Genomic DNA, 11,513 nt, shown 5'->3' on the forward strand with positions numbered 1-11,513 from the left:
GGCAGAAGCCTTTTTTACGGCCCCTGCTTCGGGCAGGGGCACTCAGTCCAGACATGACCGATTCGACCTACGACGTAGCGCGTGTGCGCACGTACCTCCAGGGCCTGCAGACACGCATCGCCGACGCGCTCGGCGCGCTCGACGGTACGCCGCTCGCGACCGACGCATGGCAGCGCGGGCCGGCCGAACGCCTGCGCGGCGGCGGCTGCACGCGGATTCTCGAAGGCGGCCGCGTGTTCGAACGCGCGGGGATCGGCTTTTCCGACGTCGCGGGCGATGCGCTGCCGCCGTCGGCGAGCGCGGCGCGCCCGCAGCTCGCGGGCCGCGGCTTCGAGGCGCTCGGTGTGTCGCTGGTGCTGCACCCGCGCAATCCGTACTGCCCGACCGTCCACATGAACGTGCGGATGCTGATCGCAACGAAACCGGGCGAGGAGCCCGTGTTCTGGTTCGGCGGCGGCATGGATCTGACACCGGTTTACGGTTTCGAGGACGACGCCCGGCATTTCCACCAGACCTGCAAGGATGCGCTCGACCCGTTCGGCGTCGAGCTCTACCCACGCTTCAAGAAATGGTGCGACGAGTATTTCTTCCTGAAGCACCGCAACGAAATGCGCGGCATCGGCGGGATCTTCTTCGACGATTTCTCGGAGCCGGGTTTCGAACGCTCGTTTGACATGATGCAAAGCGTCGGCGACGCGTTCCTCCAGGCCTACCTGCCGATCGTCGAGCGCCGCGCCGAGCTGCCGTACGGCGAGCGCGAGCGCGACTTCCAGGCGTACCGCCGCGGCCGCTATGTCGAATTCAACCTCGTGTTCGATCGCGGCACGTTGTTCGGCCTGCAAAGCGGCGGCCGGACCGAGTCGATCCTGATGTCGATGCCGCCGGTCGCGAACTGGCGCTACAACTGGCAGCCCGAGCCGGGTTCGCCGGAAGCGCGCCTGTACAGCGACTTCATCGTGCCGCGCGACTGGGTCTGACCCTGTCTCAAGCAAAGGACGCGTTTCTGGACACCACCGCCCGCCCCGCCCCGCTGCCGCGTCGTATCGGCTTGCTGGGCGGCACTTTCGACCCGATTCACGACGGCCATCTCGCGCTCGCGCGCCGGTTCGCCGAACTGCTCGGCCTGACCGAACTCGTGCTGCTGCCCGCCGGGCAGCCGTACCAGAAGCGCGACGTGTCGGCCGCCGAGCATCGGCTCGCGATGACGCGCGCGGCCGCCGGCTCGCTGTCCGTGCCGGGCGTGACCGTGACCGTCGCCACCGACGAGATCGAGCACGCCGGCCCGACCTACACGGTCGAGACGCTCGCGCGCTGGCGCGAGCGGATCGGCCCAGGCGCATCGCTGTCGCTGCTGATCGGCGCCGACCAGCTCGTACGCCTCGACACGTGGCGCGACTGGCGCACGCTGTTCGACTACGCGCACATCTGCGTGTCGACGCGCCCGGGGTTCGACCTCGGCGCGGCGCCGCCGGACGTCGCGCAGGAAATCACCGCGCGGCAGGCCGGCGCCGACGTGCTCAAGGCCACGCCGGCAGGCCACCTGCTGATCGATACGACCCTTTCGTTCGACATTGCCGCGACCGACATCCGCGCCCACCTGCGCGAATGCATCGCACGCCATGCGCAAATGCCCGACGCGTCGGCCGAGCATGTGCCGGCCGCCGTATGGGCCTATATTCTTCAACATCGCCTCTACCATTCCTGAATCCATGGATATTCGCAAACTGCAGCGCGTGATCGTCGACGCCCTCGAAGACGTCAAGGCGCAAGACATCAAGGTGTTCAACACCAGCCACCTGACCGAACTGTTCGACCGCGTGGTCGTCGCTTCGGGCACCTCCAACCGCCAGACCAAGGCGCTCGCGTCGAGCGTGCGTGACAAGGTCAAGGAAGCCGGCGGCGACATCGTCAGCTCCGAAGGCGAAGACACCGGCGAATGGGTGCTCGTCGACTGCGGCGACGCGGTCGTACACATCCTGCAACCGGCCCTGCGCCAGTACTACAACCTCGAGGAAATCTGGGGCGACAAGCCCGTGCGGATGAAGCTCGGCGGCGGCAAGGGCAACGGCTTCGCCCAGGCCAGCGAAGGCGACGACGAAGAAGAAGAGGAAGCCGCGCCCGCCCGCCCGGCGCGCAAGACGGCCGCCCGCCGCCGTTGAGCCCCGAGTCGTCAAGCATCTTCCGATGAAGCTTTTCATCCTTGCGGTCGGCCACAAGATGCCGGGCTGGATCGCATCCGGCTTCGACGAATACACGAAGCGGATGCCGCCCGAGCTGCGCATCGAGTTGCGCGAGATCAAGCCCGAACTGCGTTCGGGCGGCCGCAGCGCCGAGAGCGTGATGGCGGCCGAGCGGCAGAAGATCGAGGCCGCGCTGCCGAAGGGCGCGCGCGTCGTCGCGCTCGACGAGCGCGGCCGCGACTGGACCACGATGCAGCTCGCACAGGCGCTGCCCGGCTGGCAGCAGGACGGCCGCGACGTCGCGTTCGTGATCGGCGGCGCCGACGGGCTCGACCCCGAACTGAAAGCGCGTGCCGACACGCTGCTGCGCATCTCGAGCATGACGCTGCCGCACGGGATGGTGCGCGTGCTGCTCGCCGAACAGCTTTACCGGGCGTGGAGCATCACGCAGAATCACCCCTACCACCGCGCATGACGTGTCGTCCTCGAGACGCGCGCCACGCGCGCACACCGAGATAACGACACCATGCCGTCCAGCACGCCCCCCGCGCTTTTCCCGACCCTTTACCTCGCTTCGCAAAGCCCGCGCCGCCAGGAGCTGCTGCAGCAGATCGGCGTACGCTTCGAGTTGCTGCTGCCGCGCCCCGACGAGGATGCCGAGGCGCTCGAGGCCGAACTGCCCGGCGAAGCCGCCGATGCGTACGTGCGGCGCGTGACCATCGCCAAGGCCGAGGCAGCGCGTGCGCGCCTCGTCGCGAGCGGCAAGCCGGCCTCGCCGGTGCTGGTCGCCGATACGACCGTCACGATCGACGGCGCCATCCTCGGCAAGCCGGCCGACGCCGACGACGCGCTCGCTATGCTGATGCGCCTCGCCGGCCGCGAACATGCGGTGCTGACCGCCGTCGCCGTGATCGATGCCGACGGCGAACTGCTGCCGCCCGCGCTGTCGCGCTCGTCGGTGCGCTTCGCGGCCGCGTCGCGCGACGCGTACGCGCGCTACGTCGAATCGGGCGAGCCGTTCGGCAAGGCCGGCGCGTACGCGATCCAGGGGCGCGCTGCCGAGTTCATCGAGCGAATCGACGGTTCCCATTCAGGTATCATGGGTCTGCCCCTTTTTGAGACTGCCGCGCTGCTGCGTGCCGCGCGCGTCGCCTTCTGAACCCACCATGAACGAAGAAATCCTGATCAACCTCACGCCGCAGGAAACGCGGGTCGCACTCGTCCAGCAAGGCGCGGTGCAGGAGCTTCACGTCGAGCGCACGCTGTCGCGCGGGCGGGTCGGCAACATCTATCTCGGCAAGGTCGTGCGCGTGCTGCCCGGCATGCAGTCGGCGTTCATCGACATCGGCCTCGAACGCGCGGCGTTCCTGCACGTCGCCGACATCTGGCATCCGCGCCTCGCGGGCGAGCCGCAGTCGGGCACGCCGCACCAGCCGATCGAGAAGATCGTGTTCGAAGGCCAGACGCTGATGGTCCAGGTGATCAAGGACCCGATCGGCACGAAGGGTGCGCGGCTGTCGACGCAGGTCAGCATCGCGGGCCGCACGCTCGTCTACCTGCCGCAGGAGCCGCATATCGGCATCTCGCAGAAGATCGAGAGCGAGGCCGAACGCGAGGCCGTGCGCGCGCGCCTGACGGCCGTGATCCCGCCGGACGAGAAGGGCGGCTACATCGTGCGCACGATCGCCGAGGATGCCACCTCCGACGAGCTCGCCGGCGACGTCACGTACCTGCGCAAGACATGGGCGACGATCGTCGCCCAGGCACAGCGGCTGCCGGCGACGAGCCTGCTGTACCAGGATCTCGATCTCGCGCAGCGTGTGCTGCGCGATTTCGCGAACGACGACACGACGCGCATCCAGGTCGATTCGCGCGAGACGTACCAGCGCCTGTCGGAATTCGCGGGCGAATTCACGCCGGCCGTGAGCCCGAAGCTGCACCACTACACGGGCGAGCGTCCGCTGTTCGACCTGTACAACATCGAGACGGAGATCCAGCGCGCGCTGTCGCGCCGCGTCGACCTGAAGTCGGGCGGTTACCTGATGATCGACCAGACCGAGGCGATGACGACGATCGACGTGAACACCGGCGGCTACGTCGGCGCACGCAACTTCGACGACACGATCTTCAAGACCAACCTCGAGGCCGCGCACACGATCGCGCGGCAGCTGCGGCTGCGCAACCTCGGCGGGATCATCATCATCGACTTCATCGACATGGAGAACGCCGAGCATCGCGACGCGGTGCTGTCCGAGTTGAAGAAAGCGCTGTCGCGCGACCGCACGCGCGTGACGGTCAACGGGTTCTCGCAGCTCGGGCTCGTCGAGATGACGCGCAAGCGCACGCGCGAATCGCTCGCGCACGTGCTGTGCGAACCGTGCCCGACCTGCCAGGGCAAGGGCCAGGTGAAGACGTCGCGCACCGTGTGCTACGACATCCTGCGCGAGATCCTGCGCGAGTCGCGGCAGTTCAACCCGCGCGAATTCCGCGTGATCGCCGCGCAGCAGGTGATCGACCTGTTCCTCGACGAGGAGTCGCAGCATCTCGCGATGCTGATCGACTTCATCGGCAAGCCGGTGTCGCTGCAGGTGGAGTCGAACCTGAGCCAGGAGCAGTACGATATCGTGCTGATGTAACGTTCCGTCCATCCGCCGCCGGCATCGCCGCGCGGCGCTTCGATGCGGCGCCCGGGACCGCCCGCGCATGTCGCGCCGGCACCCGCCGCCGCCCTTTCACCCTACCCTTTTCGCATTCACCACACACCATGAGCCAAGGCCACAACCGCCGCCAGCGCAAGAAACTCCACATCGGCGAATTCCAGGAACTCGCGTTCAACGCCACCGCGCATTACCGCAACGAAATGACCGACCTCGAGCGCGGCGAACTGATCGATGCGTTCATCGACTTCGTCGAAGCGAACGGGCTGCTGACCGTCGCGTCGGCGGACGAAGGCATCGGCGCTTACGTGATTTCCGGCGCGCCGCGCGGCACGACGACCGACGCCGACCGCGAGCTCGTGCGCGGCTGGCTGGCCGCACGGCCGGAACTGTCCGACGTCAAGGTCAGCGAATTCACCGACGCGTGGTACCCGGAAGCCTGAGTTTCCGGTTTCCCCTGCTTCGTCCGGCGCGGGCGCCGGACCCACGCGAGGCATGCCGTGGGCACGCCTCGCATGCCCCCCTTCACCCGGTCGCACCACCCCGCGATCCCTTCCTTTTCCCGACAGTCCGCCTCCAGCCAGCCTTCGAAATCGGACCTGAAAGCAAGACACGTTAAAATCTCACCTCGCGTGGTGCGCCGCCCGCACCCGCCATCCATCGCCAGCCGCGTGCCCTCGGGCCGCCCCCGACCCATGGAGTGAGTGTCAATGAGCGGCGGACTTCCGTTTCCCGCATCCCGCAGCAAGTCGTTGCCGTCCTCGACGGTCTTCCTGATCCTCGCCGCCGCCGCGCTGCTGTCCGGCTGCGGGCTGCTGCCGGTGCAGAATCCGCCCGCGCCGATCAGCGAGGCGCTCGTCGAGCCCGTCGAGGAAACCGCCGGCGAACCGCTGACGATGCCGCCCGTGCCGGCACCGACGCACCCGGAGGAACCGGAAGCGCCGAAGAAGCCGCACCGCGAAGCCACGCGGCCGAAGCCCGTGCAACGCCCCGAATCGCCGACACCGCCCCCGCCGCCTCCGCCGCCGATCGTCGCGACGCGCCCGCTCGACCGCACCCAGATCCATGCGCTGCTCGACAGCGAAGTCGCGCGCCGCAACGGCAAGGTGATCGGCCGCGCGGTCGACATGGTGACCGACGCGAGCGGCAAGCCGCGCGAGATGATCGTGAACCTGCAGGGCTTCATGGGCGTGGGCGACCGCAAGGTCATCTTCCCCTGGAACGTGTTCCGCTTCACGCCCGGTGGCAAACAGGAGCCGATCGTCCTCGACGTGCCGTCGGGCGACCTGCCGCCGGCCGCGCGGCCCAAGGCCGTGCCGCTGTCCGGTTCGGCAGCCGCCTCGCCCGCGACGCGGCTGCCGATGCTCGACAGCGACGTGGAGCGCCCGAACGGCACGAAGATCGGCCGGATCGTCGACGTGCTGATCGACCGCGCATCGCAGCCGCAGGCGGTCGTGCTCGATCTCGGCGGCCTCGTCAATACCGACCGCCGTTCGATCGCCGCGAGCTGGGGCGCGCTGCGCTTCGTCACGCGCGACAAGGCGCTCCATCCGCAGCTCGACCTGAACGACGCACAGATCAAGGCGTCGCCGCCCTACGCGGCCGACAAGCCGATCGTCGCGGTTTTCCCGCCCGTTGCCCCGGCACCGGCCTCGTCTGCGAGCGCGACCCGATGACGATCAAGCATTCCGTCAGCGCACGCAGTCTCCGGTCCCTCGACTGGCTCAACTTCTTCGTTGCAAACGTTCAAACAGGGTTCGGTCCGTTCATCGCGTCCTACCTCGCGTCGCACAAGTGGACGCAGGGCGAGATCGGCATGGTGCTGTCGATCGGCACGATCAGCGCGATGGTCAGCCAGGTGCCGGGCGGCGCGGCCGTCGATGCGCTGAAGAACAAGAAAGGCGCGGCCGCGTGGGCGATCGCGGCCATCATCCTGTCCGCGGTGCTGCTCGCGTCGAGCCCGACGATCGTGCCGGTGATCGCCGCCGAGGTGTTCCACGGCTTCGCGAGCTGCATGCTCGTGCCGGCCATGGCCGCGATCTCGTTCTCGCTCGTCGGCCGCGCCGACCTCGGCGACCGGCTCGGCCGCAACGCGCGCTGGGCGTCGATCGGCAGCGCGGTCGCGGCGGGCCTGATGGGGCTCACCGGCGAATACTTCTCCGCCCGCGCGGTGTTCTGGTTGACGGCCGTGCTCGCGCTGCCCGCGCTGTTCGCGCTCGCGATGATCCAGCCGACCCACGAGGTGATCCCGCAGTCGTCGAAGCCCGACGATCGCGACGAAGCCGGCGAACGCGAAACGCTGCTCGAACTGCTGCGCGACCGCCGGATGCTGATCTTCGCGGCGTGCGTCGTGCTGTTCCACCTGTCGAACGCGGCGATGCTGAACCTCGCGGCCGGCGAAGTCACGGCCGGGATGGGCGAGAACGTGCAGCTCGTGATCGCCGCGTGCATCATCGTGCCGCAGGCGATCGTCGCGATGCTGTCGCCGTGGGTCGGCCGCTCCGCGCAACGCTGGGGGCGCCGGCCGATCCTGCTGCTCGGCTTCTCGGCGCTGCCGGTGCGCGCGCTGCTGTTCGCCGGCGTGAGCAGCCCGTACCTGCTGGTACCGGTGCAGATGCTCGACGGCATCAGCGCGGCCGTGTTCGGCGTGATGCTGCCGCTGATCGCGGCCGACGTCGCGGGCGGCAAGGGCCGCTACAACCTGTGCATCGGGCTCTTCGGGCTCGCGGCCGGGATCGGCGCGACGCTCAGCACGGCCGCGGCCGGCTACGTCGCCGATCACTTCGGCAACGCCGTGAGCTTCTTCGGGCTCGCGGGCGCCGGTGCGCTCGCGGTATTGCTGGTCTGGCTCGTGATGCCCGAAACGCGCGTCGCGAACGGTGACGCGGCGGCCGACGAACCGGCCGCCGCATCGCCGGAACAGGCGCGCTGACACCGGCGCGCCGCTGTTACCCGCTTCTTGGCCAACGCATGATGGATACGATCAGGACACTCAATGAAGCCCGCCAGCAGATCCAGCAGTCGATCTTCGATCTGTTCAAGGGGCTGTCATTCAGCGAGCGGCTCGCCCAGGGCGGGCTGATGGCGCTGCAGGCCGTGTGCGGCGCATGCCTCGCGTACGTGATCGGCCGCGCGCTGCACACCGAGCAGGCCGTGTGGGCGGCGATCACCGCGATCGCCGTGACGCAGCACAACTACTCGGACACGATGTCGCTGTCGCGCGACCAGTTCGTCGGCGCGATGGTCGGCGGCGTGCTCGGCTTCGCCGGCGCGGCGCTCGGCGGCGACCGCCTCGCCGCGTATGCGATTACCGTCGCGGTCGTGATCGTCTGCTGCTGGTGCCTGAACATCGGCAGCGCCGCACGGCTCGGCGGCGTGACCGCGACGATCGTGCTGCTGTTTCCGGGCAACGGCCCGCTGTGGGACATTCCGCTGATGCGGCTCGGCGAGGTGACGCTCGGTACCGTGTGTGCGCTGGGCGTGTGCTGGGTGATGTCGAAAATCGAGCGCCGCTGGTTTCGCCACGCGGCGGCGAAGTGACGCGTTGATCCGGCTGCCCGGCGCGCATCGCGGCATCGCGATCCGTGCCGGGCAGCCGGCCAGGTCAGTCGCCGATCCGCAGCACGATGCCGGAACCGATCTGCACCAGCAGGTGATCCCCGCCGACGCCGACCCATTGATAGCCGCGCGGCGGCGGGCTCAGGCGATAGCCGCGCCAGTCGTCGATCACGTACTGGCGATCGCGGAACTCGGGCGGAAGCCGGTCGCCCTTGTGCCATTCGCGGCGCGGCTGGTCGGCCCAGCGCGGCGGCACGTCGTCCTCATGGCGCATCTGGCCGGGCGGCATGTGTTTCGGGCCGTGGCCGCGCTGCATGCCATGGCCGCCCTGGTCGTCGTGGTGGTCGTGGTCCTGCGCCATCGCGGCCGGCGCGGCGAAACCCGCCGCGATCAGCGCGGCCAGCATCATCCCGTGCATTTTCTTCATCGTGCCTTCCCTCCGTGTTGTCACGTCGAACGAAACCACTCGGACTGCCCGATGAAGACTAGCACACGGTATCGCGGGGCCACATGACGGCGCATATGACCGCGCGTTACGCCGCCTGCTGCTGGTACTGGATCCGGTGCAGATGCGCGTAGAGGCCGCCGTGGCGCAGCAATTCCTCATGGCTGCCCTCCTCCACGATCTTGCCTGCCTCGAGCACGAGGATGCGGTCCGCGCGCTCGATCGTCGACAGCCGGTGCGCGATCACGAGCGTCGTGCGGCCTTCCATCAAGCGTTCGAGCGCGGCCTGCACGTGGCGCTCCGATTCCGAGTCGAGCGCCGACGTCGCTTCGTCGAGGATCAGGATCGGGGCGTCCTTGTAGATCGCACGCGCGATCGCCAGCCGCTGACGCTGGCCGCCTGACAACCGCATCCCGTTGCCGCCGACGAGCGTGTCGAGCCCGTCGGGCATCGCGGCGACCGCATCGGCGAGGTTCGCGGCCTCGAGCGCGGCCTGCACGCGCGCGCGGTCGGGCGTCTGCCCGTACGCGACGTTCGCGGCGATCGTGTCGTTGAACAGCACGACGTCCTGGCTGACCATCGCCATCTGGCCGCGCAACGCGTGGAGGTCGTAGTCGGCCACCGGCACGCCGTCGACCAGGATCGCCCCGCCGGTCGGGTCGAAGAAGCGCGGCAGCAGGTTCACGAGCGTCGTCTTGCCGCTGCCCGACGGGCCCGCGAGCGCGATCATTTCACCGGGCGCGACCTTGAACGAGATGCGGTCGAGCGTCGGCCGCTCGGCCGCGCCGTAGTCGAACGTCACGTTGCGGAACTCGATGTCGCCGCGCGCCTGGGCGAGCGGCCGGCCGCCGCCCTGCGGCTCGGCCGGTTCGTCGATCAACCCGAAGATCAGCTCGGCGGCCGTCATCCCGCGCTGCAGCGGCTGGTTGACGTCGATCAGGTGCTTGAGCGGCGAGATCACCAGCAGCATCGACGTGACGAACGCGACGAAACCGCCGACCGTCGTCTGGTCGTTCGACGACTGCACGACCGCGATCGTGATCACGACCGCGAGCGCGATCGACGCGAGGAACTGTGTGAGCGGCTGCGCGAGGCCGCCGGAGATCGTCATGCGCATCGCGTAGCCGCGCAGGCGCTTGCTCATCTGCGTGAAGCGGTCCATCTCGTACGCTTCACCGTTGTGCACCTTGACGACCTTGTAGCCGCCGACCGTCTCCTCGACGATGTACGACAGCTCGTTGGTCAGCGTCTGGTGCTCGCGGTTCAGGCGGCGCAGGCGGCGGTTGATCTTGCTGACGAGCCAGCCGATGCCCGGCAGGATCACCGCGACGATCAGCGTGAGCCGCCAGTTCAGGTAGAACAGGTAGCCGAGCAGGAAGATCACCGTCAGCGAATCGCGCACGAGCGTGACCATCACGCCGGTCAGCACCGACAGGATCTGGTTGACCTCGAACACGATCGCGTTGATCACCGTGCTCGCCGTCTCGCGCTGGAAGAACGACGCGCCCGTGTGCAGCATCCGCTGGAACATCTCGAGCCGCAGTTGCAGCAGGATGCGGTTCGACACGTAGTTGAGCAGGTAATTCGACGCGTACTGCGACACGCCGCGCACGAGCGCGAGCCCGATCACGGCCATCGGCACGTACCATTTCGCGCGGTCGCTGCCGTGCGAGCCGAAGCCGTGGTCGAGCAGCGGCTTGAGCAGCGCCGGGATCCCGGCCTCGGTGGCCGCGACGACGCCCATCGTCATCACGGCGAGCACCACGATGCCGATCAGCGGCCGGATATACGGCCACAGGCGCTTGAGGACCGTCACGGGCGAGGTGCCCGTGCCGTCCATCGGTTTGCGAAGAGTGTTCTGGGTTTCCAAGGCAATCCTTCTTGAGCCGCGAAGCGGCGCCCGGACGTGGCCGCCCGGGAATTCGCCCTGTCGGGCGGGTGCCGAAAAGGGCTCAACATTATAGCCGCACCGCACAGGCCGGCACGGTCATGGCCGATGCGGGCGGCGGCCGGGCCGCGGGTATACTGCCGCTCACCGTTTTCTCCGCCTTTTCCGACGATTTCATGGCTGAACCCTCCCTCGGCGTCGCCCTCATCGCCCTCAACGCGTCCGCGCGGCTTGCCCAGTGCCTGGCCGCGCTGTCGTTCGCCGACGACGTCGTCGTCATCGACGGCGGCAGCACCGACGATACCGTCGCGATCGCGCAGGCGCACGGCGCGCGCGTGATCGTCGAGCGCGACTGGCCGGGCTTCGGCCCGCAGAAGAACCGCGCGCTCGATGCTCTCGACACCGACTGGATCCTGTCCCTCGATACCGATGAAGTCGTCACCCCGGAACTCGCGCAGTCGATCCGCGACACGCTCCGCGCGCCGGCCGCGCAGGTCTATGCGGTCGACCGCCTGTCGAGCTTCTGCGGCCGGTGGATCCATCACAGCGGCTGGTATCCGGACTGGATCCCGCGCCTGTTCCGGCGCGGCGCCGCGCGCTTCTCGGACGATCTCGTGCACGAGCGCCTCGTGTTCGACGGCGCCGCGCTGCGGCTGTCCGGCAAGCTGATGCACTACTCGTACGAGGATTTCGAAACCGTCGTGCGCAAGCTCGACGCGTATTCGACGGCCGGCGCGCGCCAGCGCCGCGCGGCCGGCCAGCGCGGCGGCTTCGGCAAGGCGCTC

At 68.7% G+C, this 11,513-nt stretch carries 13 protein-coding genes; 11 read left to right on the top strand and 2 right to left on the bottom strand.

All coding sequences use genetic code 11. From position 1 onward, the window contains the following. The first annotated feature begins 53 nt into the window (after positions 1-53). The 10 genes from hemF to G3N96_RS27960 all read left to right on the top strand — a co-directional run bounded on the left by hemF (position 54) and on the right by G3N96_RS27960 (position 8,377). Entirely contained in the window at positions 54-977 is a 924-nt protein-coding gene (gene hemF, locus G3N96_RS27915; RefSeq protein ID WP_039370475.1) for an oxygen-dependent coproporphyrinogen oxidase, read from the top strand. Beyond that, positions 974-1,705, top strand: coding sequence for a nicotinate-nucleotide adenylyltransferase (locus tag G3N96_RS27920; RefSeq protein WP_206139195.1), 732 nt, complete (start codon positions 974-976; stop codon positions 1,703-1,705). The genes hemF and G3N96_RS27920 overlap by 4 nt, the downstream gene beginning before the upstream one ends. 4 nt (positions 1,706-1,709) lie before the next feature. After that, entirely contained in the window at positions 1,710-2,159 is a 450-nt protein-coding gene (gene rsfS, locus G3N96_RS27925) for a ribosome silencing factor (protein WP_124582699.1), read from the top strand. 25 nt (positions 2,160-2,184) lie between these two features. Next, positions 2,185-2,655 (top strand): 23S rRNA (pseudouridine(1915)-N(3))-methyltransferase RlmH, encoded by a 471-nt coding sequence (gene rlmH, locus G3N96_RS27930; protein WP_069257225.1) that lies wholly within the window; start codon positions 2,185-2,187, stop codon positions 2,653-2,655. A 51-nt stretch (positions 2,656-2,706) separates the two neighbouring features. Continuing rightward, positions 2,707-3,339 (top strand): Maf family protein, encoded by a 633-nt coding sequence (locus G3N96_RS27935; protein ID WP_124582697.1) that lies wholly within the window; start codon positions 2,707-2,709, stop codon positions 3,337-3,339. Positions 3,340-3,346: 7 nt separating this feature from the next. Then, positions 3,347-4,816, top strand: a complete 1,470-nt coding sequence (gene rng / locus G3N96_RS27940; protein ID WP_069248507.1) for a ribonuclease G — start codon at positions 3,347-3,349, stop codon at positions 4,814-4,816. Positions 4,817-4,944: 128 nt separating this feature from the next. Next, complete coding sequence (locus tag G3N96_RS27945) at positions 4,945-5,280, top strand: 50S ribosome-binding protein YggL (RefSeq protein ID WP_039370464.1); 336 nt, start codon at positions 4,945-4,947, stop codon at positions 5,278-5,280. A 267-nt stretch (positions 5,281-5,547) separates the two neighbouring features. Next, entirely contained in the window at positions 5,548-6,513 is a 966-nt protein-coding gene (locus G3N96_RS27950; RefSeq protein WP_124582695.1) for a PRC-barrel domain-containing protein, read from the top strand. Further along, positions 6,510-7,769 (top strand): MFS transporter, encoded by a 1,260-nt coding sequence (locus G3N96_RS27955; RefSeq protein ID WP_039370460.1) that lies wholly within the window; start codon positions 6,510-6,512, stop codon positions 7,767-7,769. The genes G3N96_RS27950 and G3N96_RS27955 overlap by 4 nt, the downstream gene beginning before the upstream one ends. Before the next feature lie 41 nt (positions 7,770-7,810). Beyond that, the gene (locus tag G3N96_RS27960; RefSeq protein ID WP_206139196.1) at positions 7,811-8,377 is read left to right on the top strand and encodes an FUSC family protein; all 567 of its coding nucleotides are present in this window, start codon (positions 7,811-7,813) and stop codon (positions 8,375-8,377) included. A 64-nt stretch (positions 8,378-8,441) separates the two neighbouring features. On the opposite strand, the gene G3N96_RS27965 is transcribed toward G3N96_RS27960, so the two are convergent. Continuing rightward, positions 8,442-8,822 (bottom strand): RcnB family protein, encoded by a 381-nt coding sequence (locus G3N96_RS27965; protein WP_071334782.1) that lies wholly within the window; start codon positions 8,820-8,822, stop codon positions 8,442-8,444. Positions 8,823-8,928: 106 nt separating this feature from the next. Beyond that, positions 8,929-10,680, bottom strand: a complete 1,752-nt coding sequence (gene msbA / locus G3N96_RS27970; RefSeq protein WP_241022853.1) for a lipid A export permease/ATP-binding protein MsbA — start codon at positions 10,678-10,680, stop codon at positions 8,929-8,931. A gap of 224 nt (positions 10,681-10,904) precedes the next feature. On the opposite strand from msbA, the gene G3N96_RS27975 reads away from it, so the two are divergent. Further along, on the top strand, positions 10,905-11,513 hold a 609-nt coding region (locus G3N96_RS27975; RefSeq protein ID WP_206139193.1), incomplete at its 3' end, for a glycosyltransferase family 2 protein.

Source organism: Burkholderia sp. Se-20373 (assembly GCF_017104705.1).
Lineage (GTDB): Bacteria > Pseudomonadota > Gammaproteobacteria > Burkholderiales > Burkholderiaceae > Burkholderia.